Source organism: Bacillus sp. LBG-1-113 (genome assembly GCF_020708615.1).
GTDB classification, from domain to species: Bacteria; Bacillota; Bacilli; order Bacillales; family Bacillaceae; genus Bacillus; species Bacillus mojavensis.
Map to the genome: position 1 here is coordinate 306,362 of NZ_JAJFDG010000001.1, position 23,933 is coordinate 330,294.

General features: G+C 44.4%; 26 protein-coding genes. 21 read left to right on the forward strand and 5 right to left on the reverse strand.

The window, feature by feature from the left end; genetic code table 11:
• Positions 1–88: 88 nt before the first annotated feature.
• The 6 genes from nadB (at position 89) to LJF29_RS01580 (ending at position 6,461) form a co-directional block, all read left to right on the forward strand.
• On the forward strand, positions 89–1,684 hold the full coding sequence (gene nadB / locus LJF29_RS01555; protein WP_229146608.1) for an L-aspartate oxidase: 1,596 nt from the start codon (positions 89–91) through the stop codon (positions 1,682–1,684).
• Positions 1,638–2,507 carry a carboxylating nicotinate-nucleotide diphosphorylase gene (nadC, locus tag LJF29_RS01560; protein ID WP_229146610.1) on the forward strand — a complete coding sequence of 290 codons (870 nt, stop codon included), beginning with the start codon at positions 1,638–1,640 and terminating at the stop codon, positions 2,505–2,507. The genes nadB and nadC overlap by 47 nt, the downstream gene beginning before the upstream one ends.
• Positions 2,494–3,597, forward strand: coding sequence for a quinolinate synthase NadA (gene nadA / locus LJF29_RS01565; RefSeq protein WP_229146612.1), 1,104 nt, complete (start codon positions 2,494–2,496; stop codon positions 3,595–3,597). Before nadC ends, nadA begins: the two co-directional genes overlap by 14 nt.
• Positions 3,598–3,714: 117 nt before the next feature.
• Complete coding sequence (gene safA, locus LJF29_RS01570) at positions 3,715–4,878, forward strand: spore coat assembly protein SafA (RefSeq protein ID WP_010335146.1); 1,164 nt, start codon at positions 3,715–3,717, stop codon at positions 4,876–4,878.
• Positions 4,879–5,026: 148 nt separating this feature from the next.
• Positions 5,027–5,638 carry a YhcN/YlaJ family sporulation lipoprotein gene (locus LJF29_RS01575; protein WP_010335145.1) on the forward strand — a complete coding sequence of 204 codons (612 nt, stop codon included), beginning with the start codon at positions 5,027–5,029 and terminating at the stop codon, positions 5,636–5,638.
• Between the two features lie 103 nt (positions 5,639–5,741).
• The gene (locus LJF29_RS01580; RefSeq protein WP_229146613.1) at positions 5,742–6,461 is read left to right on the forward strand and encodes a YebC/PmpR family DNA-binding transcriptional regulator; all 720 of its coding nucleotides are present in this window, start codon (positions 5,742–5,744) and stop codon (positions 6,459–6,461) included.
• A 48-nt stretch (positions 6,462–6,509) separates the two neighbouring features.
• Here LJF29_RS01580 and LJF29_RS01585 read toward each other — a convergent pair whose 3' ends face one another.
• Positions 6,510–7,964 carry an alanine/glycine:cation symporter family protein gene (locus LJF29_RS01585; RefSeq protein ID WP_229146614.1) on the reverse strand — a complete coding sequence of 485 codons (1,455 nt, stop codon included), beginning with the start codon at positions 7,962–7,964 and terminating at the stop codon, positions 6,510–6,512.
• 268 nt (positions 7,965–8,232) lie between these two features.
• A complete protein-coding gene (locus LJF29_RS01590) occupies positions 8,233–8,559 on the reverse strand; it encodes a DUF5412 family protein (protein ID WP_229146615.1) in 327 nt (108 codons plus the stop codon).
• A 204-nt stretch (positions 8,560–8,763) separates the two neighbouring features.
• On the opposite strand from LJF29_RS01590, the gene LJF29_RS01595 reads away from it, so the two are divergent.
• Positions 8,764–8,886: a hypothetical protein gene (locus LJF29_RS01595; protein WP_010335141.1), complete on the forward strand. Its 123-nt coding sequence runs from the start codon at positions 8,764–8,766 to the stop codon at positions 8,884–8,886.
• Positions 8,887–8,927: 41 nt separating this feature from the next.
• Here LJF29_RS01595 and LJF29_RS01600 read toward each other — a convergent pair whose 3' ends face one another.
• A complete protein-coding gene (locus LJF29_RS01600; RefSeq protein ID WP_010335140.1) occupies positions 8,928–9,578 on the reverse strand; it encodes a phosphotransferase in 651 nt (216 codons plus the stop codon).
• A 237-nt stretch (positions 9,579–9,815) separates the two neighbouring features.
• On the opposite strand from LJF29_RS01600, the gene iolG reads away from it, so the two are divergent.
• From iolG to yajC, 9 genes are all read left to right on the forward strand, one after another.
• Entirely contained in the window at positions 9,816–10,841 is a 1,026-nt protein-coding gene (iolG, locus tag LJF29_RS01605; protein WP_229146616.1) for an inositol 2-dehydrogenase, read from the forward strand.
• Between the two features lie 84 nt (positions 10,842–10,925).
• On the forward strand, positions 10,926–12,233 hold the full coding sequence (locus tag LJF29_RS01610; RefSeq protein ID WP_010335138.1) for an MFS transporter: 1,308 nt from the start codon (positions 10,926–10,928) through the stop codon (positions 12,231–12,233).
• A 47-nt stretch (positions 12,234–12,280) separates the two neighbouring features.
• A complete protein-coding gene (locus LJF29_RS01615; RefSeq protein WP_168748355.1) occupies positions 12,281–12,790 on the forward strand; it encodes an intercompartmental signaling factor BofC in 510 nt (169 codons plus the stop codon).
• Between the two features lie 138 nt (positions 12,791–12,928).
• Positions 12,929–13,534 carry a Holliday junction branch migration protein RuvA gene (gene ruvA / locus LJF29_RS01620; RefSeq protein WP_229146617.1) on the forward strand — a complete coding sequence of 202 codons (606 nt, stop codon included), beginning with the start codon at positions 12,929–12,931 and terminating at the stop codon, positions 13,532–13,534.
• A gap of 10 nt (positions 13,535–13,544) precedes the next feature.
• Positions 13,545–14,549, forward strand: coding sequence for a Holliday junction branch migration DNA helicase RuvB (gene ruvB, locus LJF29_RS01625; protein WP_010335135.1), 1,005 nt, complete (start codon positions 13,545–13,547; stop codon positions 14,547–14,549).
• The gene (locus LJF29_RS01630; protein WP_229146618.1) at positions 14,542–14,742 is read left to right on the forward strand and encodes a DUF2905 domain-containing protein; all 201 of its coding nucleotides are present in this window, start codon (positions 14,542–14,544) and stop codon (positions 14,740–14,742) included. The genes ruvB and LJF29_RS01630 overlap by 8 nt, the downstream gene beginning before the upstream one ends.
• A 26-nt stretch (positions 14,743–14,768) precedes the next feature.
• A complete protein-coding gene (gene queA / locus LJF29_RS01635; RefSeq protein WP_010335133.1) occupies positions 14,769–15,797 on the forward strand; it encodes a tRNA preQ1(34) S-adenosylmethionine ribosyltransferase-isomerase QueA in 1,029 nt (342 codons plus the stop codon).
• A gap of 26 nt (positions 15,798–15,823) precedes the next feature.
• Positions 15,824–16,969 (forward strand): tRNA guanosine(34) transglycosylase Tgt, encoded by a 1,146-nt coding sequence (gene tgt, locus LJF29_RS01640; RefSeq protein WP_168748352.1) that lies wholly within the window; start codon positions 15,824–15,826, stop codon positions 16,967–16,969.
• A 47-nt stretch (positions 16,970–17,016) separates the two neighbouring features.
• Positions 17,017–17,283, forward strand: a complete 267-nt coding sequence (gene yajC / locus LJF29_RS01645) for a preprotein translocase subunit YajC (protein ID WP_010335130.1) — start codon at positions 17,017–17,019, stop codon at positions 17,281–17,283.
• A 55-nt stretch (positions 17,284–17,338) separates the two neighbouring features.
• On the opposite strand, the gene LJF29_RS01650 is transcribed toward yajC, so the two are convergent.
• Positions 17,339–17,728 (reverse strand): TIGR04086 family membrane protein, encoded by a 390-nt coding sequence (locus LJF29_RS01650; protein ID WP_229146619.1) that lies wholly within the window; start codon positions 17,726–17,728, stop codon positions 17,339–17,341.
• A 196-nt stretch (positions 17,729–17,924) separates the two neighbouring features.
• Here LJF29_RS01650 and LJF29_RS01655 point away from each other — a divergent pair, with 196 nt between their 5' ends.
• Positions 17,925–18,581, forward strand: coding sequence for a DUF421 domain-containing protein (locus LJF29_RS01655; RefSeq protein WP_010335128.1), 657 nt, complete (start codon positions 17,925–17,927; stop codon positions 18,579–18,581).
• A gap of 2 nt (positions 18,582–18,583) precedes the next feature.
• Here LJF29_RS01655 and spoVB read toward each other — a convergent pair whose 3' ends face one another.
• Positions 18,584–20,140 (reverse strand): stage V sporulation protein B, encoded by a 1,557-nt coding sequence (gene spoVB / locus LJF29_RS01660; protein ID WP_229146624.1) that lies wholly within the window; start codon positions 20,138–20,140, stop codon positions 18,584–18,586.
• Between the two features lie 115 nt (positions 20,141–20,255).
• Here spoVB and LJF29_RS01665 point away from each other — a divergent pair, with 115 nt between their 5' ends.
• The 4 genes from LJF29_RS01665 to LJF29_RS01680 all read left to right on the forward strand — a co-directional run bounded on the left by LJF29_RS01665 (position 20,256) and on the right by LJF29_RS01680 (position 23,874).
• Positions 20,256–20,552: a post-transcriptional regulator gene (locus LJF29_RS01665; protein ID WP_010335127.1), complete on the forward strand. Its 297-nt coding sequence runs from the start codon at positions 20,256–20,258 to the stop codon at positions 20,550–20,552.
• Positions 20,553–20,589: 37 nt separating this feature from the next.
• Positions 20,590–22,803 carry a protein translocase subunit SecDF gene (gene secDF, locus LJF29_RS01670; protein ID WP_229146629.1) on the forward strand — a complete coding sequence of 738 codons (2,214 nt, stop codon included), beginning with the start codon at positions 20,590–20,592 and terminating at the stop codon, positions 22,801–22,803.
• 161 nt (positions 22,804–22,964) lie between these two features.
• Positions 22,965–23,462: a cation:proton antiporter regulatory subunit gene (locus tag LJF29_RS01675; RefSeq protein ID WP_229146630.1), complete on the forward strand. Its 498-nt coding sequence runs from the start codon at positions 22,965–22,967 to the stop codon at positions 23,460–23,462.
• Positions 23,463–23,538: 76 nt separating this feature from the next.
• Entirely contained in the window at positions 23,539–23,874 is a 336-nt protein-coding gene (locus LJF29_RS01680; protein WP_010335125.1) for a LapA family protein, read from the forward strand.
• The last annotated feature ends 59 nt before the right edge of the window (positions 23,875–23,933 follow it).

The window sequence follows — 23,933 nt, forward strand, 5'->3', positions numbered from 1 at the left end:
TATGTTCTTCATAAAAAAACTCTTGAGTTTATTTTATCCTTGTGTAAATATAGGTGTCAAGACAGGTGTAAACAACAGGAGGTGGCATATGTCTATAAAGACGATTGCGGTCATTGGTTCAGGAGCGGCAGCACTTGCCCTGGCTTCTGCACTTCCGCCATCATACCAGGTGACTGTCATCACGAAAAAAGGCGTAAAAAACAGCAATTCAAGACATGCACAGGGAGGAATTGCTGCGGCTTATGCAAAAGATGACTCGATTGCGTCTCATATGGAGGATACGCTATATGCAGGCTGCGGACATAACGATCTAAACATCGTATCAGACGTTTTACTTGAAGGAAAAACCATTATCGAGAACTTTCTGGAGAATGACTTTCCATTTGACCGGAATGAACAAGGCCACGTCAGCCTCGGCAGGGAAGGAGCCCATACGAACAACCGCATTTTTCATGCAGGCGGAGACGCTACAGGCAGCATGCTCATTGAGTATTTGCTGAAACAAATCAAAAGCCAAATCGAAGTAATCGAGAATGAAACAGCGGTTGATATGCTGATGAAGAATGGGCGCTGTGTTGGTGTCGTGACGAAAGACAGCCGCGGTCGGATCAATTTGCGGCATGCAGATGAGGTTGTGCTGGCAGCTGGCGGATGCGGAAGCTTGTTTCAGCACCATACGAACGATCCATCTGTCACTGGTGACGGTCTTTCCCTTGCTTATCGGGCCGGAGCGGAATTAACTGATTTAGAGTTTGCCCAGTTTCACCCTACACTGCTTGTCAAAAATGGCGTCTCGTGTGGACTTGTTTCTGAGGCAGTCAGAGGTGAGGGCGGTTTTTTAACAGACCAAAACGGCCGCCGCATTATGGCCGGACGGCACCCGCTGGAGGATTTAGCACCACGGGACGTCGTCTCGCGGATCATTCATGAAGAAATAGCAAAAGGAAAACGTGTGTATATCGATTGCAGTGCTATTTCTGACTTCGAAGTACGTTTTCCCACAATTACCTCTATTTGCGAAAAGGCAGGAGTCGATATTCGTAAAAGAAAAATACCTGTTGCGCCGGGAATGCATTTTTTAATGGGTGGCGTTTCAGTCAATCGGTGGGGAGAAACAACTGTGCCCGGGCTTTACGCGATAGGGGAAACAGCATGCACCGGCTTACACGGAGCCAATCGTCTTGCGAGCAATTCCTTGCTGGAGGCACTTGTGTTTGGGAAACGAGCAGCAGAACACATCATGAGAAAACCGGTTGATAACAGGTATAGTCAATTCACCAGTGAAGCCAGAGGAGTTTATGAGGTGCCGAATATTGAGCTTTCTGAACTGCAAAACAGAATGACAAGCGATATGTCCATAATAAGAGAAAAAGACAGACTGATTGAGATGAGCAATTGGCTATATGGGCTCCCTTCTCAGACGTTAAATGTGAAGGATATCACAATTCCGCAGCTGGAGCTTTCTCACTTGTGGCAGGTTGCAAAGCTGATGACCTCGTCTGCTCTATTGCGGGAAGAAAGCAGGGGGGCGCATTTTCGAATTGATATCCCTCAGGCTGATGCAGGCTGGCAAGGACTCCAAATTGTTCATACAAAAAAGGGAACAAGAATGCGAAAAAACGAAGGGATTTGGAAAAATGAATCTTTTACAGCTGAAAAAATTGCTGAATCACTTTTTTCATGAGGATATAGGGACGGGAGATCTTACATCACAGTCCATCTTTGAAGGACAGAACTGTGAGGCCTCAATTGTTGCAAAGTCAGACGGCATTTTGGCCGGAGCTGCGGTGATCAAAGAAGGATTTGCTTTATTAGATGAAAAGGTTCAGACGTGTTTGCACAAAAAAGATGGAGATCATTTGCAAAAGGGTGATGTGATTGCCGTCTTACGCGGGCCGGCGGCTGCTCTTCTTACTGGAGAGAGGGTAGTATTAAATCTTATTCAAAGGCTGTCGGGTATTGCCGCGATGACAAGACAGGCTGTTGCACGGCTTGATGATGATCAGATTAAGATTTGTGACACAAGGAAAACGACGCCGGGGTTAAGAATGCTTGAAAAATATGCGGTCAGGGTCGGAGGGGGATATAACCATCGATTCGGCCTATACGACGGAATCATGATCAAAGATAATCACATTGCAGCTTGCGGTTCCATTGTAAAGGCGTGTGAAAAAGCGCGACAGGCGGCAGGGCACATGGTGAATATTGAAGTGGAAATTGAATCTGAGGAGCAGCTCAGAGAAGCCATTCTTGCTGAAGCTGATGTCATTATGTTTGACAATTGTCCGCCTGATACTGTCCGCCATTTTGCAAATATCACACCGGATCACATTAAAACCGAAGCTTCCGGAGGCATTACATTAGAATCTCTGCCCGCTTTTAGAGGAACGGGTGTGAATTATATTTCTTTAGGGTTTCTGACTCATTCGGTCAAAAGCTTAGATATCAGCATGGATGTGGGGTTAACAAATCAGCCAGTGGAGGAGTGCGATTATGTCAATTCTTGATGCAATGAAGCAATTTGAAATGATGCCTGATCATTATAAAGGTCTGTCAATGGGGGAGATGGAGAGACGTGTTGCCGCCATCAAAGAAAAGTTCGGGAGCAGGTTGCTTATTCCAGGCCATCATTATCAAAAGGATGAAGTGATTCAATTTGCTGACCAAACGGGCGATTCTCTCCAGCTTGCCCAAATGGCGGAAAAAAATAAGGATGCGGAATATATTGTATTTTGCGGCGTACATTTTATGGCAGAGACCGCTGATATGCTGACGGGTGCGGACCAAACGCTCATCCTGCCAGATATGAGAGCGGGCTGTTCCATGGCTGATATGGCTGATATGCAGCAGACGAACAGGGCGTGGGAGAAACTTCAGCATATATTCGGCGACACGATCATACCATTAACTTATGTGAATTCCACAGCAGAGATCAAGGCATTTGTCGGAAAGCACGGCGGAGCGACTGTAACCTCATCGAATGCAAAAAAAGTGCTTGAATGGGCGTTTACACAGAAAAAACGCATTTTATTTCTGCCTGATCAGCACTTAGGGAGAAACACCGCTTATGAACTGGGTATCCCGCTTGAAGACATGGCTGTCTGGGACCCGATTCAAGATCAATTGGAGAACGAAGCAGAACATAACGATATCAAGGTTATTCTTTGGAAAGGCCACTGCTCTGTTCATGAAAAATTCACTGTGAAAAATATAAATGATTTGAGAGAACGAGATTCTGACATCCGGATCATTGTTCATCCCGAATGCTCTCATGAAGTTGTAATGCAAAGTGACGACAGCGGGTCAACGAAATATATTATTGATACCATCAGCCACGCTCAGCCGGGAAGCAAGTGGGCAATCGGTACAGAAATGAATCTTGTTCAGCGACTGATTCAAGAGTATCCCGACAAACAGATCGAATCATTGAATCCGGATATGTGTCCGTGTCTGACGATGAATCGAATTGACCTCCCGCATTTGCTCTGGTCTTTAGAACAAATCGAAAAAGGAGAACCAGCAGGCGTGATCAAAGTGCCGAAAGTCATTCAGGACGATGCCCTTCTTGCACTGAATCGAATGCTTTCCACTACGTAAATCAGAAATATTTCCCCTCCTGTACTCATAACTTCTTTTGAGCAGGCATATGTTGTGAAGAAACATATTGTAATCACACAACTGAACTGTTCACGTTTTGCATAGGAGGGGAAAACGTTGAAAATCCATATCGTTCAAAAAGGCGATTCACTCTGGAAAATAGCTGAAAAATACGGAGTTGATGTTGAGGAAGTGAAAAAACTCAATACGCAGCTCAGCAATCCAGATTTAATCATGCCTGGGATGAAAATAAAAGTGCCGTCTGGAGGTGTTCCGGTCAGAAAAGAGATAAAAGCTGGCAAAAGTCCGGCGGCATCCGGGAATGAGAAGAAAGAACACCCATATTCCAAGGAGAAGCCTAAATCCGTTGTCGACGTAGAAGACACAAAACCGAAAGAAAAGCAGTCAGTTCCTTTTGTCCCGCCGATGCCGAATTTGCATGATAATGTGTATCCTGAAGCTGATGTAAACGATTATTATGATATGAATCAGCTTTTTCAGCCTTGGTCACCTCCTAAACCGGAGGAGCCTAAAAAGCATCATGACGGAAATATAGATCATATGTATCATATGCAAGATCAATTTCCACAACAGGAGGCAATGAGTAATATGGAAAATGCAAATTATCCGAATATGCCTAATACGCCTAAAGCGCCAGATGTAGGCGGTCTGGAAGAAGAAAACATCCACCACACTGTTCCGAATATGCCGGCAGTTCAGCCATATTACCCGTATCCAACCCATTTTGTACCATGTCCGGTTCCTGTCTCACCGGTTCTGCCTGGTTCCGGCCTGTGCTACCCATACTATCCTGCACATGCATTTCCGATGCATCAGCCTTATGGCTATCAGCCAGGTTTTGCTTCACCTTCGCAATATGATCCGGGTAAATATGATAACCAGCATCATGAAAACAGCCATCACGGGCATTACGGATATCAGCCTTCGCACGGCGCGCCTCAATATGCATCGCCGGCTTATGGATCTCCTTATGGGCATATGCCATATGGTCCTTATTATGGCGCTCCTCAAGTGATGGGTGCTTATCAGCCAAATATGGCGCATGGTTATATGCCGCCATTTAAGGATCATGATGATTGCGGGTGTGACGATGATCAGCAGCCATACTTCTCAGCACCTGGTTATCAGGGAGGCGCATATGGAACGCCTTATATGCCTTACGGAGGAGCAAATCCGAATCCGTATGGAGCCGGAACATCCATGCCGAATCAGCCTTCAACAAATCAGATGTTTGGACGGCCGGAAGAAGAAAGTGAATGATTGCTCGGGACGATGTAAATCGTTCCTTTTTTTAGTTATTGTTTTGTACAAGACGAATGGTCATAACTGACACGCTTAACATATCCCCCTGATGCGCATGATAAAAACGAGCACAACATGCTCAATCAGTCCTCGGGGGGTTTTTCCATTGGGTAGAAAGTTAACAATTGCAGGCCTCATTTTGATGACAGCCGGATTAACAGCATGCGGCGCAAATAATGATGCCCTTAATGATACGCGTAATAACGGTAATAACGGTAATACCCGTCCAATCGGATATTATACAAATGAGAACGACGCTGACAGACAGGGAGACGGGATGGATCACGACGGCCCGGTCTCTGAATTGATGGAAGACCAGAACGGCCAGAACGGCCGTGACCGAAACACAACCAATGTAAACGACCGTGTTACTGCCGATGATCGCGTCCCATTGACAACAGACGGAACATATAACAACACTAATAACAGAAACATGAACCGAAATGGGACGAACAACAACGGGTATGACAACCAAGAGAACAGAAGACTTGCCGCAAAAATCGCCAATCGTGTGAAACAAGTCAAAAACGTCAATGACACACAAGTCATGGTTACGGATGACAAAGTCGTCATCGCAGTCAGAAGCCACGCTGATTTCACAAAGTCTGACAGGCAAAATGTCACAAAAGCCGCACGAAACTATGCGGATGGCCGTGACATTCAAGTATCTACAGATAAAGGACTGTTCACAAGACTTCATAAAATGAACAGACGCTAGGACTAAGAAGGCTGCCGGAGAGTGATTCCCGGCGGTCTTTTTCTTTACAACGGATTGCAATACCCATTAAAGTGTACATAGAAATATCAAGGAAGGTGAAAGCATGGCTGGCCATTCTAAATGGAAAAACATACAAAAAAGAAAAAATGCGCAAGATGCAAAGCGCGGTAAAATATTTATGAAGCTTGCTAAAGAAATCTATGTGGCTGCGAAGCAAGGCGGAGCCGATCCTGAAGCAAATTCAGCATTGCGGCTTGTAATTGAAAAAGCAAAAGGCGCCAATATGCCAAATGATAATATAGACCGTGCCCTTAAAAAAGCCGCAGGAAGCCAGGACGATAGCAGCTATGAGGAAATCACCTATGAAGGCTACGGCCCATTAGGGGTTGCCGTCATGGTGGAGTGCTTAACTGATAATAAAAACCGTACGGCGACAAATGTGCGGACAGCTTTCAATAAAAACGGCGGAAGTCTCGGAGAAAGCGGATGTGTAGCATTTTTGTTTGAACGGAAGGGGTACATTGCAATTGACCGCACACATCGGCAAATAGAAGAGGATGACTTGATGCTTGATGTCATAGAAGCGGGCGGCGAAGAGCTGCAGACAGAGGATGAATTCTTTGAGGTATTAACAGCGCCTGAACGTTTTGAAGAGGTAAAAACAGCACTTGAAGCAAATTATCCAGTTGATTCAGCTGAAGTAACCATGATTCCGAAAACATATGCAGAGGCTGATGATGAGGCTGTTGAAAAACTGGAAAAATTGATCGATGCGCTTGAAGACGATGATGATGTTCAGGCAGTGTATACAAATTACCAGTAATATAAAAATGACCGGCGCGAAGTGATCTCAGGCCGGTCTTTTTTCATCTTAAGAGACGCGCTCATTTTCGTGTATGTATTCTTTCTCCCAGAAATCAGCGTTTTTGATGCCGAGAGCTTTAGGATCAAAGACTGGGTCTAAGCCTTGTTTCTTCTGTTGCTCATAATCCTTTAACGCAATAAGCGCCGGCTTGGCGAGCAAAACAATGGCAATGACGTTCAGCCAAACCATAATGCCAAGTCCCGCGTCACCTAATGCCCAAGCAAGTGTAGCGGTTTTGACAGCACCGTAGAATGTCGCGGCTAAAATGATCAGTTTTAAGCCAAGCATAGCCCACTTGCTTTCTCTGCCTCTCGCTAAATACGCGATATTTGTTTCAGCGATGTAGTAATAAGCCATAATGGTTGTAAAAGCGAAGAAGAACAAAGCAATAGCGACAAAGCCTGCACCAAAGCCGGGCAGCACACTGTCAATGGCGGCCTGAGTGAAGCCCGGTCCAGCTTCTACGCCTTTCAGGTGATTGACAATAAATGATCCGTCGGCAGCCTGTGTATTGTACATACCGGTAAATAAAATCATGAATGCTGTAGCGGAACATACAAATAAAGTGTCGATATAAACAGAAAATGCCTGAACCAATCCCTGCTTTACTGGATGGGATACCTCTGCAGCGGCAGCGGGATGAGGGCCTGTTCCTTGGCCGGCTTCGTTTGAATAAACGCCTCGTTTGACGCCCCATGAAATGGCCATGCCGATGAGGCCGCCGAATGCGGAATCTAACGCAAATGCACTTCTGAAAATCAAAGAAATCACAGCAGGCAGTTCAGAAATATTCATCACAATGATGATCAGGGAGAGCAGAATGTATCCGACTGCCATAAACGGGACAATCATTTGTGCTGCACTGGCAATACGTTTTACACCTCCGAAAATGATAAAACCTAATAAGAGAACAAGAAAACAGCCAGTAATGGCAGGAGATATGCCGAATGCATTTTGGACGCCCGCTGCAATGGAGTTGGACTGGACCCCTGGCATAAGGAGAGCCATTGCAATCAGTGCCGCAGCCGCAAATAAAACAGCAAACCACTTAATGCCTAATCCTTTTTCTATATAATAAGCGGGTCCGCCTCGATATTGGCCGCCTTGTTTCACTTTATAAATTTGGGCAAGAGTAGATTCAACAAAGGCGCTCGAAGCACCGATAAAAGCAATGGCCCACATCCAGAACACCGCGCCGGGTCCGCCGAAGGCAATTGCTGTTGCCACACCTGCAATGTTTCCGGTTCCCACCCTGCCGGACAGCGCGATTGATAATGCTTGAAAAGAAGATACCCCTGCCTCTGAGCTCTTTCCTTGAAACATCAGCACAATCATTTCTTTGATGTGTCTGACTTGTAAAAAACGGGTCACAATAGAAAAGATCAAACCAATTCCTAATAAAGTATAAATGACGGGTGTACTCCATAAGACCGCGTTTAAACTAGCAACAAAATCTGCCATCAAGCTTCCTCCTCATGTCGTTTCGATTTCATTTTATAAAGAAAATTTTGGGTTAATTGAACTATTTTTACAATCAATCTGTCACATTATATAACGTGTAATGATCATAAGAGGGGAGAATGGGGTGAAAAAAAGCGCACCGTATGAAGTATGCCGCGCTTCTGTTTAAAAAGGCATGTCACCAATTGTAAACAGTCCTAGAGAAATAAATAGCCAAGCTCTGCCGTTGCGCATATAAAAGGCAAGGCGATAAGGATCATTCATCATCTTACCTCACTGATGCTTGCGGCGGCTCCTCACGAATCCAATGATCATCCTTTCGCCAATCATAAGTTTCATCGATATCAAGATGTAAAGTCTGGCCGCCGATTTTTACTGTATTGTTGTTCAACCACTTAACAGCTGGTCTGCTGTCAGGATAATTCCAGTAGATTGTTTTTTTGACAAGTGTTTTTTCATTCACGAGTTCGCCTCTGGCGGCATCTAAGCCTAAGGTATTATTGGATACATAAGTGTTTAGCGTATAGCTTCCGTCCGGAGATTCCACTGATTGTACAAGGCTGCCTTTCGGAACGTTTTTGAGTGAAAAAAACATCCAATAAACGGCACCGCCGAAGAACAGAAGACATGAGAATATAACAAGAGGGACTTTACTGCGTGTTTTGAAGTGACTCTCTCCCTTTTTTTCTCTCATTTTCCCATATCAAGGATTTTATACGATCTTTACATTTCTTTAAAATTTCCTCAATAAAGTGCAGGTATGATAAAGGAAAATAGATAAAGGGTGGGGGAGACAGAAATGGAAAACACATATTGTCATTCCAGCGAAAAGAACTCAGAAGCGGTTTATTTGAGTGTGAGAGGATATCGCATCAAGCTGTCGCCTGAACAAATGAAATTGATTTCTGCTCTCAGAAAGTAAAAATAAAGTGATAAAGGCAGCCGCATAAGCGGCTGCCTTTTCTATGAAGAATATTTTCTTTTCCGTTGTGCTACGTGCTTCTGAAACCAATCTTTTTTATATAAAAAAGCGATAAGCTCAAGCCAAAAGCCCGGGATTTTTTTCGGGAAAATTGGCTTTTTATAAAGCATATGATACGCCGTTTTTAAATCGTCCCACTGTGTGCACGTTTTTGTCTGTTCAAATCTCGCGACATCAATGACCCGCACTGCTCCGGATTCTGTCAGAATCAGATTGCGCAAATGAATGTCTGACGGGTTGAGACCGGCTGCACGGGCGTCAGAAAGTGCGTCCTCTACCTGCTGAATCATATCGTCGCTGATCGCGATGCCTTTTTTCAGGCAGTTGTAAAAAGTATCGCCTTTAATATATTCCATTAAAATAAATGAATCACCAGTTTCATAAATGTCAGGGTAGAATGCGGATCCGGCTAATTTTTCATAAATCGCTGCTTCTTTGACGGCTGTCGCTTGATACTCTGGAAAGAATACCTTCAGCGCCATTTTTCGGTCACCTTCTGTTATGGCAAACACATAGGCGCTTCGTCCCTTGCCGATTAATGTCAATTCCTCGGGTTTCTCTTTGACTTTATCAAATCTGCTGTTTTGGCGGTATATGACTGAATGGGCCAGTGCCTCTGCTTTTGTCAGCATTTCATTCACCTTCTTTGCTCTATTTTATGCAGTTGTTTATAGGAAAATCCAAAACTGTTCAGGAAAAAGAGCCTAAATATAGTGTATCTGGTCTTGGGAAAGAAGGCTACCTATAAGCTTTGATTGTGATAAAAGAGACATGAAAACGTTTATTCCACTCCTTGAAAAGCGCTTACAAATGGGATACTATTAATTTGAAATAAAGCGCTTTCGTAAACTTTCAAGGGGGAACACGCTATGACGAAACAGATGGTGACAGGAATTATCGGTGCAGGGCGCATCGGCAAACTTCATGTTCAAAATATACATCGGATTCCTCATATGAAAATAAAAGCGGTTTCTGATATTTCTGCAAGCTGTTTACAGGATTGGGCCGCCAGTCACCACATTGAATACATAACCGCTGACTATAGAGATTTATTACTTGATCCTGATATTGACGCTGTTTTTATCTGTTCGCCAACAAACACACATACGCAAATCATCAGAGAAGCAGCTGAGGCGAAAAAACATATTTTTTGTGAAAAACCAATCAGTTTTTCTCCCGATGAAACGAAGGAGGCACTTGCGGCCGTCCGGAAACATGGGGTTAAGCTGCAAGTCGGGTTTAACCGCCGTTTCGACCCTCATTTTAGGAAAATAAAAACCATTGTCTCAAATGGCGAAATTGGCACGCCTCATTTATTAAAAATTACGTCACGGGACCCTGAACCGCCGAATGTTGATTATGTCCGCACATCAGGCGGCTTCTTTATCGATATGTCGATTCATGATTTTGATATGGCCAGATACATCATGGGAAGTGAAGTGACGGAAGTATATGCAAAAGGAGCGGCTTTGGTGAATCCGTCCTTTGCAGAGCTGGGGGACATTGATACGGCTGTCATTACCCTGACATTTGCAAACGATGCCATGGGTGTGATAGACAACAGCCGTCAAGCTGTGTACGGATATGACCAGCGTGTCGAGGTTTTCGGCACGAAAGGCTCGGCAGCAGCGGACAATAGCAGGCCGACGACGGTAGAAGTGTCGACCGCTGACGTTGTCATGAAGGATAAACCGCATTACTTTTTCCCAGAACGCTATAAAGAAGCCTATGTAGAGGAGATTCTTCAGTTTGCAGAAGCCATCCAAACAAATCGAGAGACTGCCTGCACTGGCGATGACGGCTTTCAGGCGGAACGAATAGCAAGGGCGGCTCAGCAGTCGCTCGCTTTAGGCATGCCTGTCACCATTGAACATGCTGAAAAAATTGTTTTTTAATATTCAGAAAGAAAGGATTACAATACAGCAAGCTTGGGTATATACATTCCATTGATACTTTAGAAAAAGTAGGCGGTGGAAATCATGAATACAGCACATGCTAAAGGAAATGCTCTGAACAAAATTGGGATTCCTTCTCACATGATTTGGGGTTATATTGGTGTGGTCATCTTTATGGTTGGAGACGGACTTGAGCAAGGATGGCTGTCTCCTTTTCTTGTTGATCACGGTCTCAGTATGCAGCAATCTGCTTCTCTATTTACGGTGTATGGCATTGCGGTCACGATTTCGGCTTGGCTATCAGGAACCTTTGTCCAGACTTGGGGGCCAAGGAAAACGATGACGGTCGGTTTACTAGCTTTTATCCTCGGTTCAGTTGCTTTTATCGGCTGGGCGATTCCTCATATGTACTATCCGGCTCTCTTGGGCAGCTACGCGCTTAGGGGCTTGGGATACCCGCTGTTTGCATACTCGTTTCTAGTATGGGTATCATACAGCACCTCTCAGCAAATCCTTGGTAAAGCCGTCGGATGGTTTTGGTTTATGTTCACGTGCGGCCTGAACGTGCTTGGGCCGTTTTATTCGAGCTATGCGGTTCCGGCGATTGGAGAAATCAATACGCTTTGGAGCGCTCTCTTATTTGTGGCAGCAGGCGGAGTTCTCGCATTGTTTTTTAATAAAGATAAATTTATGCCTGTACAGAAACAAGATCAGCCGAAATGGAAAGAGCTGTCGAAGGCATTTACAATTATGTATGAAAATCCTAAAGTCGGCATCGGCGGCGTGGTCAAGACAATTAATGCTCTCGGACAATTCGGATTTGCGATATTTCTTCCGACATATTTAGCGCGTTACGGCTATTCTGTTTCAGAGTGGCTGCAAATTTGGGGAACGCTGTTTTTTGTCAACATTGTATTTAACATCATTTTCGGCGCAGTCGGAGACAAACTGGGCTGGCGAAATACAGTCATGTGGTTCGGCGGTGTCGGCTGCGGTATTTTTACACTGGCGCTTTATTACACGCCGCAATTGATCGGCCATCAGTACTGGGTGCTGATGATCATTGCCTGCTGCTACGGTGCGGCACTGGCCGGATATGTTCCGTTAAGCGCGCTTTTGCCGACGCTTGCGCCTGATAACAAAGGTGCTGCCATGTCCGTGTTAAATCTGGGATCGGGTCTATGCGCCTTTATTGCTCCCGGCATCGTGAGCCTTTTTATCGGTCCGCTCGGCGCAGGCGGCGTGATATGGATTTTTGCGGCATTATATTTTCTCAGTGCTTTCCTGACACAGTTTCTGACGATTTCGGAACGAAACGCCGATATGTATCCAGAAGAACGGCTTGTCAGGAAAAATGTGCAAACAAATTTTGAGAAAACGGTTAAGCAGTAGCCTCTTTGGTCAGACTAGTCATAAACGTGTGCAAAGAGGTGTAAAAGGTGAAACGGTTTAGCACTGCGTATCTGTTGCTGGGTTTATTTTGCTCAGCCGCAGCTTTTGTAATGGGTGCTCCCAGCGCGTTAGGGGCAGAAGTGGAGCACTATGAACCGCTGCAGGTACATGTGCAGCTTGAAAAAGTGTATTTGGATGGAGAGGTCAGCATCGAGCATAAGCGTGAAAAGGTGCTCTCCATGGATGACTTTTGGGCGGATTATGCGGGATGGACGCTTGTCGAACATAAAAATGGGTACGTTCTATTTCGGAAGCAGGTGGACGATATTTCTCCGCTCAGCAAGGTGAATGGGTATATCGGCGTTTCTGACAGCGGAGTGATTTCCACCTTTCATGGACGGCCGGAGTCGGATGCTGAACCCATTCAATCTTTTTTTCAAATTGACTTAGAAAGACTGGAGAGCCATATGCAAAAAAATCTCGAAAAAGGCATTCCGTTTCGGACGAAAGCGGAGTTTCAAGATGTCATAGAACATATCAAGACGTACAGCGGGTGACCACTGCTGATTGAAGACATGTGCTCATGTCTTTTTTTTCGTGGAACAATGAAAGACAAGCGAACATATGTTAACTTTTCATTAAGCCTTTGGCTGTTTTTATGGTACAATGAAGAACAGTCAAAGAGGTGAATGTTCGTGATCGAATTTGTTAAAGGGACGATTGATTATGTTTCTCCCCAATATATCGTGATAGAAAACGGCGGCATCGGCTATCAGATTTTTACGCCAAATCCGTTTATATATAAGGAGAGAAGTCAAGAAACCATTTTTACGTACCATCATGTAAGAGAGGATGCGTTTTTACTATACGGCTTTTCAACAAGGGAGGAAAAAGCGCTCTTTACAAAGCTGTTAAATGTGACCGGTATCGGTCCAAAAGGGGCACTCGCCATTCTGGGCTCAGGTGACCCGGGAGCGGTCATTCAAGCAATTGAAAATGAAGATGAAGCCTTTTTAGTCAAGTTCCCAGGCGTCGGCAAAAAAACTGCGCGCCAGATTATCCTTGATTTAAAAGGAAAGCTGGCTGACGTCGTGCCTGAAATGATTGAGAACCTGTTCAATCATGAAGAAAGACTTGATAAACAAACGGCAGAAACGGCGCTTGAAGAAGCACTCGAGGCCCTCAGGGTACTCGGTTATGCCGAAAAAGAAATCAAAAAGATACTTCCTCACTTAAAAGAGGATATTGGTCTGACAACAGACCAATACGTAAAAAAAGCATTACAAAAACTATTGAAGTAAGGTGATGTTCATGGATGAACGGCTCGTCTCAAGTGAAGCAGACAACCATGAATCAGTGATAGAGCAAAGCCTGAGGCCTCAGCGCCTGGTTCAATATATCGGGCAGCATAAGGTAAAAGAGAATTTGCGTGTTTTTATAGATGCCGCAAAAATGAGACAGGAAACGCTTGATCATGTTCTTTTGTACGGTCCGCCTGGGCTCGGAAAAACGACGCTTGCTTCCATCGTTGCCAACGAAATGGGAGTGGAGTTGCGGACCACTTCAGGCCCTGCGATTGAAAGACCGGGTGATTTGGCTGCGATATTAACGGCGCTCGAGCCGGGGGATGTATTATTTATCGATGAGATACATAGGCTGCACAGATCGATTGAAGAAGTGCTTTATCCGGCAATGGAAGATTTTTGTCTTGATATTGTCATTGGAAAAGGGCCTTCTGCCCGTTCAGTCCGTCTTGATCTTCCGCCTTTTACATTGATCGGCGCCACGACAAGAGTAGGGCTTTTGACGGCGCCGTTAAGAGATCGATTCGGCGTTATGTCGCGGCTTGAGTATTATACACAAGAAGAGCTGGCTGATATTGTTACGAGAACGGCTGATGTGTTTGAGGTTGAAATTGATCAGCCGTCAGCGCTTGAGATTGCCAGAAGATCAAGAGGAACGCCGCGGGTGGCGAACCGCCTGCTGAGAAGGGTCCGGGATTTTGCACAGGTGTTAGGCGACAGCCGGATTACAGAAGAGATTTCTCAGGACGCTTTGGAGCGGCTTCAAGTTGACCGTCTCGGCTTGGATCACATTGATCACAAGCTGCTGATGGGAATGATCGAAAAATTTAACGGCGGTCCAGTAGGGCTAGATACGATTTCAGCCACGATTGGCGAAGAACCGCATACGATTGAAGATGTGTACGAACCGTATCTTCTGCAAATCGGTTTTATCCAGAGAACGCCGCGGGGGAGGATCGTCACACCTGCCGTTTATCATCATTTTCAAATGGAGGCCCCCCGATATGACTGAATTTCCTAAGATCATTATGATTCTTGGTGCTGTTTTGCTTATCATCGGAGCAATTTTGCATTTTGTTGGCAAGATGCCGGGAGATATTTTTGTGAAAAAAGGAAATGTCACGTTTTTCTTCCCGGTTGTCACTTGTATTATCATAAGTGTGGTATTATCAATCTTGCTTAATTTTTTCGGCAGAATGAAATAACAAAAGACTAGAATAAAGGTGAAATTATGAAAGTTGATTTATTTGATTTTGAACTTCCGGAACGTTTAATTGCACAGGTGCCATTGGAACAGCGTGACGCTTCAAGGCTGATGGTGCTTGATAAACATACAGGAGAGCTGACAGACAGCTCGTTTAAACAGATTATCAGTTTCTTTAAAGAAGGGGATTGTCTCGTCCTGAACAATACCCGCGTTTTGCCTGCCCGGTTATTCGGAACAAAAGAGGATACAGGGGCAAAAGTAGAACTGCTTTTGCTGAAACAGGAAGCCGGTGACAGGTGGGAAACACTCGTCAAACCGGCAAAAAGGGTAAAAAAAGGAACCGTTGTAACATTTGGAGACGGCAGATTAAAAGCTGTCTGCACGGAAGAGCTGGAGCATGGCGGCAGAAAAGTTGAGTTCCATTATGACGGTATTTTTTATGAGGTGCTGGAATCACTCGGAGAAATGCCGCTTCCGCCATATATTAAGGAACAGCTTGATGACAGAGAACGCTACCAAACGGTGTTTTCAAAAGAAATTGGATCTGCCGCTGCTCCTACAGCCGGCCTTCATTTCACGGAAGACATTTTACAGCAGCTAAAGGACAAAGGCGTTCAAATTGAGTTCATCACACTGCATGTCGGACTCGGAACGTTTCGTCCGGTCAGTGCCGATGAAGTGGAAGAGCATAATATGCATGCAGAGTTCTATCAAATGTCAGAAGAAACGGCCGCGGCTTTAAACAGCGTAAGGGAAAAGGGCGGACGGATTATTTCTGTCGGCACGACCTCAACCCGCACGCTTGAAACGATTGCCGGTGAACATGATGGGCGATTTAAAGCATCAAGCGGATGGACATCTATTTTTATTTATCCAGGCTATGAATTCAAAGGCATTGACGGAATGATTACAAACTTCCATCTGCCGAAATCGTCATTGATTATGCTGGTCAGTGCGCTTGCAGGCAGAGAAAACGTCCTGCGTGCGTATAACCATGCGGTTGAAGAAGAATACCGTTTCTTCAGCTTCGGCGACGCAATGCTGATTATATAACTTGAGAACAGGAGGCCTCATAAAAAGTGGCTGAACAACCAATACGCTATGAATTTATAAAAGAATGCAAACAAACAGGGGCGCGTCTGGGCAGAGTGCATACTCCCCACGGCTCCTTTGAAACGCCTGTTTTTATGCCGGTCGGCACACTGGCGACAGTTAAAACAATGGCGCCTGAAGAGCTAAAGGCAATGGACGCTGGCATCATTTTAAGCAACACATATCACTTATGGCTCCGCCCGGGGCACGATATTGTAAAAGAAGCTGGCGGACTCCATAAATTTATGAACTGGGACCGCGCAATTTTAACAGATTCAGGCGGTTTTCAGGTCTTTTCATTAAGCAAGTTTCGTAATATAGAGGAAGAGGGCGTTCACTTTCGCAATCACCTAAATGGAGATAAGCTGTTTTTATCCCCGGAAAAAGCGATGGAGATCCAAAACGCACTCGGCTCTGATATTATGATGGCATTTGATGAATGCCCTCCATATCCGGCAGAATACGATTACATGAAACGGTCAGTTGAGCGGACAAGCCGCTGGGCCGAACGTTGTCTGAATGCCCATGCCCGTCAGGACGAGCAAGGCCTGTTTGGTATTGTTCAAGGGGGAGAATACGAAGATTTGCGTACACAAAGCGCGAAAGACTTGATTTCCCTTGATTTTCCGGGATATGCTATAGGTGGATTGTCCGTGGGTGAACCGAAAGACGTTATGAACCGGGTGCTTGAATTTACGACTCCGCTTTTACCGAAGGATAAGCCGAGGTATCTGATGGGAGTTGGTTCTCCAGATGCTCTGATTGACGGAGCGATCCGCGGAGTAGACATGTTTGACTGTGTGCTGCCTACCCGTATTGCACGGAACGGCACGGTGTTTACTGCTGAAGGCCGGCTCAATATGAAAAACGCAAAATTTGAGCGAGACTTCCGTCCGATTGATGAAGAGTGTGATTGCTACACATGCAAAAATTACACACGGGCGTATATCAGACACTTGATTCGCTGCAATGAAACGTTTGGACTCCGATTAACAACTTACCATAACCTTCATTTTCTGTTACACTTAATGGAGCAGGTAAGACAGGCTATTCGCGAGGATCGTCTGGGTGATTTCAGAGAAGAGTTCTTTGAGCGTTACGGCTATAATAAGCCAAATGCGAAAAGCTTCTAATATAAAAAGCCATAATGGCAAGTTTGTTTCAGAAAGGGGGGAAAAAGATGACAGGTACTTTAGGTACAATCGTTCCTATTATTTTAATGTTTGCGGTTCTTTATTTCTTGCTGATCCGTCCACAGCAGAAGCAGCAGAAAGCTGTGCGTCAAATGCAGGAGGAACTGAAAAAAGGCGATTCAGTCGTGACAATCGGTGGATTGCACGGTACAGTTGACTCTATCGACGAAAGCAAAGTCGTCATTAAGACTGGTGATAACACACGTCTTACTTTCGACCGCCGCGCGATCAGAGAAACTTCTGCTGCTGAATAACAGCAGGAGTTCATACATAGCAAACAAAAAAGAGCGGGTAACTCCCGCTCTTTTTTTATGAGGAAGATCTGCTTCCTCTCAAATTCACTCCGAAAATGCCGCCAAGCATACATACGCCTAAAAAGCCAAGATGGAAGAGCAATTGTTCTACTGTAAATGTTTTTCCGAATCCTAAATATTGAAACAGTAAAATAATCAAGGAAAAGCTCAAAGCAGTCAATGCCCCAATCAGCCAGCCTCTTTCCTTCCCTTTCCCGCCAGATATGAATCCGCCGATAAACAAAGAAAGGAATGATACGGCGGTGATCAGCCAGTTGAATGATGATTCTTCAAGCGAGGTTGCTGTCAGTAAAAGTGAAACGGCTAAACTCGTTAGGAGCATGGCTGAAAATATGGCGATTAAGCCGTAGAGTATGCCTTTTCCAACTTGTTTCGTTTCCTCCATGAATTTCTCCTCCCTGCCTATCTATAAAGGCTTCTGTTCTTATTAAACAAAGCTTCAGACATGCTGATGGCTCGTCTTTGTAAAAATGTATTCCCTAGATCCGTGAATTAGACGTAAAAGCTTTATGAAATACGATCACTTTTTCTTACATAAATCGTTTGTTTTGTTGCATGCTATGATGAGTTGGAGGTGCATCATGGAAGAGCTTCTTACTATAACGTTTCGCACAGTCATATTATATTTTGTGATCCTGATTATTTTTCGTCTCATGGGCAAGCGGGAAATCGGAGAGCTTAGTATATTAGATCTTGTTGTCTTTATCATGATGGCTGAAATTGCCGTCCTGGCCATAGAAAACGTAGATGACCATCTGTTTCATACCATTTTGCCAATGCTTGTGCTAATGATGATCCAAGTGACGTTTGCATACCTATCCTTAAAAAACCGGCGTATTCGTCAGCTGCTTGACGGCAAGCCGACCATCATCATTAAATACGGAAAAATTGACGAAGACGCTATGAAATCACAGCGTTATAATTTTGATGATTTGATGGTTCAGCTTAGAGAAAATAATGTTGAAAGAGTAGCTGATGTATCATTTGCTATATTAGAGCCGTCAGGCAAATTGACTGTCGTAAAAAAACAGAAAGATGATGAACATAGACAGCTGGAGATGCCGCTTATCATTGACGGTGACATTCAAACTGAGAACCTGGCTAGGATCGGCAAAGATAGCAAGTGGCTTGAGGAGAATTTATTGAAACAGGGATACACGAGTCCTTCAGGTATATCATTTTGTTCGTTTACTGACGGTGAATTTTTTATTGATGAAAAAGATGGGCACCGCCCCTGACTTCATCGGACGATCAGGCGTCCGATAATAGGGATGCGGCGAAGCTCATCTTTTTTGATTAAACGGAAAACGAGCAGCAAGATGATATAGAAAACAGCACTGATCGCAATCCATCCGGCAACATTCACAGCCTCCGACTCTCCGAAGCGCACATATTGTTTGACAGCAGTGCTGAGGAACCCGCATATAAAAATAACCGCGAAGCAGAGCACGTACTCTTTTATTTTGATGCTGATTGGCAGCACCTTGCTCACTGTCGCTGCATGCAAAAGGGTGACGAGCACCATGCCCGATACAATCGCTAATGCAGCACCCATGATGCCGAGAGACGGTCTCGTGGCAAGGACGAAAATGAGGCCTGTTTTCACAAGAGCTCCGATCAAGCTGTTCATCATTGCAGCCCCTGCTAAATTGAGCGCCTGCAGCACAGCCTGAAGCGGACCCTGAAAATAATAAAGCAGAAAAAACGGAGCCATGACTTTTATAAACACGGCTGCGCCTGAGGACCCATACATCACGCTCATCAGCTCATCCGCAAACACATATAAAATCACAACTGAAATGCCCCCGCTAAGCAGGCACAGCCGCATGGCCTGCTCCAATCGATATTCAACCACCTGAAGTTTTTTCTGTTCCATTCCTTCACTTATCGCAGGAACAAGCGCGGTCGACAAAGAATATGTAATAAAGCTGGGCAGAGTCAGCAGCGTCATGGCAAAGCCGGTCAGTTCCCCGTATTGCTTTGTTGCCGCAACTGTCGCCACTCCGGCAATTGCAAGGCTTTGTGCTACAACAATGGGTTCAAAAAACCATGAAAGGTTGCCGATAAAACGGCTGCCGGTTGTAGGAAGGGAGACACTCATTAATTGGGAAAAAGTTTCTTTTCCATTTTTAATCGATTGAAAAAAATGTTTTCTGATTTTAATTGTCTTTTTGAATTTAAAACAAATGAATAAATAAACGAGTGACGCCAGCTCTCCAGCAACTGAAGAAAGCATGGCTCCCGCTGCGGCATATTCAATTCCGTAAGGGAGAAAAATCGTCGTGCATACAGCCACGAGAGAAATGCGGATGACTTGTTCTAGGACTTGTGAAACGGCAAGCGGATTCATATTTTGTTTTCCTTGAAAATACCCTCTCAGCACACTGGATATGGCGATAATCGGCACGACCGGAGTAATGGCCAAGAGGGGATACAGCGTCCTCTGATCTGTCAGCATGGTTTCCGCCATGACCGGGGCGAAAAATAAAAACAACGGTGTGAAAATCAGGCTGAGAATCCCAGTGATGGTAAGAGACATGACTAAAATATTTTTCGTTTTTTGATGATCTCCGCGTGCGCTGGCTTCAGCGACTAGCTTACTGATTGCGACGGGAAGACCGAATTGAGTTAATGTAGTGGCTAAGAAAAAGGTAGGAGCTGCCATCATATAGAGCCCGACCCCTTCTTCGCCTATGAAACGGGCGATGACCACCCGGTTGACAAAGCCGAGCATTCTTGTGACCATCCCTGCTGCGATAAGGATAAGAGTGCCCTTTAAAAACGTCTGTTTCGCCATTTTTACCCCCTGCCTTCTCAAACTACCTGGAATCATATACAATAAAGATATGCGTATATATCGTCCAAGCATGACAAGTCTTCTTGAAAAACAATAAAAAAGGAGCGTGGAATTCGTGGATAAGCATCCAGCCGATCTATATAAAGACCACGTAAGGCCGTTTCTTTACAGCAAACTGGAAGAGTTTAAGATTCTGGGATATGATGATGTTGAACTCGATAGTTTGTGGTCATACTTAAAAAACAAGAAGTGGAAAAAGAAATCGGAATTGCACATCTATGAGCTGACAAGGGATATTTTATCAGTAAAAATTGGAGAATTTATGAACTATGCAACTGTTGAGTCTTTTAAAACGTCTAATTGGCTGGGCAGTGAAGAAGGTCAGGAAGCATTAGAAGAACTACTGAGGTAGCAGTTGATCTGCATAGGTTTAAGGGAGGATATACATAATGAAAAAAGGACGCTTGATTGCGTTTTTCCTTTTCGTTCTATTGATTGGCACGGGTCTGGGCTACTTTACAAAGCCTGCCGCAAACAATATTACGTTAGGATTGGATTTGCAAGGCGGATTTGAGGTGCTGTATGACGTACAGCCTGTAAAAAAAGGTGACAAAATCACAAAAGACGTTCTGGTCAGCACAGTAGAGGCTTTGAACCGCAGGGCGAATGTCCTCGGTGTCAGTGAACCGAACATCCAAATTGAAGGAAATAACCGGATTCGTGTTCAGCTCGCTGGTGTGACAAACCAAAACAGAGCGCGGGAAATTCTGGCGACTGAGGCTCAGCTTTCTTTCAGAGATGCAAATGATAAAGAATTGCTGAATGGTGCGGATCTCGTCGAAAACGGCGCACAACAAACTTATGATAGTACAACAAATGAACCGATTGTCACTATCAAATTGAAAGATGCTGATAAATTCGGAGAAGTGACGAAAAAGGTCATGAATATGGCGCCGAACAACCAGCTTGTTATTTGGCTGGATTACGAAAAAGGCGACTCCTTTAAAAAAGAAGTTCAGAAAGAGAACCCTAAATATGTTTCCGCTCCGAATGTAAGCCAGGAATTAAACACAAAAGATGTAAAAATCGAAGGACATTTTAAAGTCCAGGAAGCGAAAGATTTAGCCAGCATTTTAAATGCCGGGGCGCTGCCTGTGAAACTGACTGAAAAATACTCAACATCAGTAGGCGCACAATTCGGACAGCAGGCGCTGCATGATACGGTATTTGCAGGTATTATCGGGATCGCTATTATTTTCCTATTTATGCTTTTCTATTACCGCCTGCCAGGATTGATTGCGGTGGTTACGCTATCAGTTTATGTATACATTACACTCCAGATTTTTGACTGGATGAACGCTGTTCTCACTCTTCCGGGAATAGCCGCACTCATTTTAGGCGTCGGGATGGCTGTAGATGCCAACATCATCACCTATGAGCGGATTAAGGAAGAGCTCAAACTAGGAAAGTCAGTCCGTTCTGCCTTCCGCTCAGGAAACAGACGGTCATTTGCGACGATTTTTGACGCGAATATTACAACCATTATTGCAGCGGTTGTGCTCTTTGTCTTTGGGACAAGCTCTGTTAAAGGGTTTGCGACAATGCTGATTCTGTCGATACTGACAAGCTTTATTACCGCAGTCTTCTTATCAAGATTTCTGCTCTCGCTTCTTGTGGAAAGCAGATGGTTAGACCGCAAAAAAGGCTGGTTTGGCGTCAAAAAGAAACATATTGTGGACATCCAGGACACAGATGAAAATACAGAACCGTATACGCCGTTCCAAAAATGGGATTTTACGAGCAAGCGAAAAATTTTCTTTATTTTCTCAAGTGCAGTTACCGTTGCCGGGATTATTATTCTGCTTGTATTTAAGCTGAATTTGGGCATTGACTTTGCGAGCGGCGCACGGATTGAAGTGCAAAGTGACCATAAGCTGACGACAGAGCAGGTGGAGAAGGACTTTGCATCACTTGGCATGGAACCTGACACGGTTGTCTTGTCAGGGGAAAAAAGCAATATTGGTGTTGCCCGCTTTGTAGGGGTGCCTGATAAAGAAACCATTGCAAAAATAAAAGATTACTTTAAAGACAAGTACGGAGCCGAGCCGAATGTCAGCACGGTGTCACCTACTGTTGGTAAAGAGCTGGCGAGAAATGCATTGTACGCAGTAGCCATTGCTTCAATCGGAATCATTATTTACGTTTCCATCCGATTCGAGTACAAAATGGCAATTGCTGCAATTGTTTCACTGCTTTATGATGCTTTCTTTATCGTCACATTTTTCAGCATTTCAAGGCTGGAGGTAGATGTTACCTTTATTGCGGCTGTCCTGACAATTGTCGGTTATTCGATAAACGATACAATCGTTACATTTGACAGGGTTCGCGAGCATATGAAAAAGCGCAAGCCGAAAACGTTTGCCGATTTGAGCCATATCGTAAACCTCAGCTTGCAGCAAACCTTTACAAGATCAGTTAATACTGTATTAACTGTAGTAATTGTAGTCATAACACTGCTGATCTTTGGGGCATCTTCTATTACAAACTTCTCAATCGCTCTATTGGTTGGGCTGTTAACAGGTGTTTATTCATCCCTCTACATTGCCGCGCAAATTTGGCTTGTTTGGAAAGGGAAAGAATTAAAAAAAGGTACAGAACAATAGTGTAAATGGTCAGGCTGTCCTTTATGGGCAGCCTGATTTTTTGGCGTTTGATTGATCTTAAAATAGACATTTGCTATAATGACATACGCTTACAATTAAACATATAAATGGTGTGAAGAGGATTTGTGACAGGTTTTCATATATGGTGGGAGGGTTTGGCTATGAAGGTTCGCGAGTCGGAGCTGCCGGGTATCGGGCAAAAAGTTGAGATTGTCACCAGAAACCAAGATAAAATATCAATTATTATTCATGACGACGGCAGAAGAGAGCTGTATTATTTTGACGAAAATGACCATGAAGAATGTGTGACATCCGTACAGTTTGATGATGCGGAAGCGAGGCAGATTTCTGCGATTCTGGGCGGGATGGCATATAAACCGAAAGCGTTAGAAACCGTGGAAGTAGCTCTTGACGATTTGATCATAGAATGGTTTAAAGCAGAAGCTGGAGCACCAGCCGTTCACAAGACCATCGGTGATTTGGACGTGCGGCAGGAATATCAAGCGACTGTCATTGCTATATTAAAGAAGAATCAGAAAAAGCAATTGAATCCAGGGTCTGAAACAGTGATAGAAGAAGGAGATACACTCGTCATCTCTGGAGAGAGAGAAGGACTGAAGAGGCTGATTCGTGAAAAATTAACCGCATTGGGGGCTTGACCCCACGTCAAGCCATGTTTAAAACCAAGGTGAATAGGGAAACTAACCTCAATAAGTGAAGTTTGGGGGTAATCGAATGAACAAACAATGGACGATTATATTTGCACTTATTTTTACATTGCTTGTCGCTGTTTTCGCAGTCATTAATGTAAGATCCGTAGAAGTTGATTACCTGTTTGGCAGATCAGAGTGGCCGCTTATTCTCGTCATTTTAGGTTCAGTACTGATGGGGGCGCTGATCGTTTTTTCTGCCGGGATTTTTCAAGTCATGAAATTAAAGAGAGAAATAAAAGCGCTGCGGAAAGAAAACAAAACCGCACAGGACGTGATACATAACAAAGAGGATGCTCATTTGAATGATGTCCAAGCCGACACACAGGATGCATCCGCCATTATTGAGAAAAAAGACTAGTTTTCGAATTATATTTGAAACCCCTCAGCCTGCTCTAGTATAATAGGGTGGTTGAGGGG

What these genes read in the sequence shown, in the direction of transcription:
- nadB (WP_229146608.1), top strand. Translation starts at nt 89, where the DNA reads ATGTCTATAAAGACGATTGCGGTCATTGGTTCAGGAGCGGCAGCACTT.
- LJF29_RS01590 (WP_229146615.1), bottom strand. Translation starts at nt 8,559, where the DNA reads ATGTTTTTTTCACTCAAAAACGTTCCGAAAGGCAGCCTTGTACAATCA.
- LJF29_RS01585 (WP_229146614.1), bottom strand. Translation starts at nt 7,964, where the DNA reads ATGGCAGATTTTGTTGCTAGTTTAAACGCGGTCTTATGGAGTACACCC.
- LJF29_RS01675 (WP_229146630.1), top strand. Translation starts at nt 22,965, where the DNA reads ATGAAGGTTCGCGAGTCGGAGCTGCCGGGTATCGGGCAAAAAGTTGAG.
- LJF29_RS01630 (WP_229146618.1), top strand. Translation starts at nt 14,542, where the DNA reads ATGACTGAATTTCCTAAGATCATTATGATTCTTGGTGCTGTTTTGCTT.
- LJF29_RS01655 (WP_010335128.1), top strand. Translation starts at nt 17,925, where the DNA reads ATGGAAGAGCTTCTTACTATAACGTTTCGCACAGTCATATTATATTTT.
- LJF29_RS01680 (WP_010335125.1), top strand. Translation starts at nt 23,539, where the DNA reads ATGAACAAACAATGGACGATTATATTTGCACTTATTTTTACATTGCTT.
- LJF29_RS01580 (WP_229146613.1), top strand. Translation starts at nt 5,742, where the DNA reads ATGGCTGGCCATTCTAAATGGAAAAACATACAAAAAAGAAAAAATGCG.
- yajC (WP_010335130.1), top strand. Translation starts at nt 17,017, where the DNA reads ATGACAGGTACTTTAGGTACAATCGTTCCTATTATTTTAATGTTTGCG.
- nadC (WP_229146610.1), top strand. Translation starts at nt 1,638, where the DNA reads ATGAATCTTTTACAGCTGAAAAAATTGCTGAATCACTTTTTTCATGAG.
- LJF29_RS01650 (WP_229146619.1), bottom strand. Translation starts at nt 17,728, where the DNA reads ATGGAGGAAACGAAACAAGTTGGAAAAGGCATACTCTACGGCTTAATC.
- ruvB (WP_010335135.1), top strand. Translation starts at nt 13,545, where the DNA reads ATGGATGAACGGCTCGTCTCAAGTGAAGCAGACAACCATGAATCAGTG.
- queA (WP_010335133.1), top strand. Translation starts at nt 14,769, where the DNA reads ATGAAAGTTGATTTATTTGATTTTGAACTTCCGGAACGTTTAATTGCA.
- secDF (WP_229146629.1), top strand. Translation starts at nt 20,590, where the DNA reads ATGAAAAAAGGACGCTTGATTGCGTTTTTCCTTTTCGTTCTATTGATT.
- spoVB (WP_229146624.1), bottom strand. Translation starts at nt 20,140, where the DNA reads ATGGCGAAACAGACGTTTTTAAAGGGCACTCTTATCCTTATCGCAGCA.
- iolG (WP_229146616.1), top strand. Translation starts at nt 9,816, where the DNA reads ATGACGAAACAGATGGTGACAGGAATTATCGGTGCAGGGCGCATCGGC.
- LJF29_RS01595 (WP_010335141.1), top strand. Translation starts at nt 8,764, where the DNA reads ATGGAAAACACATATTGTCATTCCAGCGAAAAGAACTCAGAAGCGGTT.
- LJF29_RS01610 (WP_010335138.1), top strand. Translation starts at nt 10,926, where the DNA reads ATGAATACAGCACATGCTAAAGGAAATGCTCTGAACAAAATTGGGATT.
- LJF29_RS01600 (WP_010335140.1), bottom strand. Translation starts at nt 9,578, where the DNA reads ATGCTGACAAAAGCAGAGGCACTGGCCCATTCAGTCATATACCGCCAA.
- nadA (WP_229146612.1), top strand. Translation starts at nt 2,494, where the DNA reads ATGTCAATTCTTGATGCAATGAAGCAATTTGAAATGATGCCTGATCAT.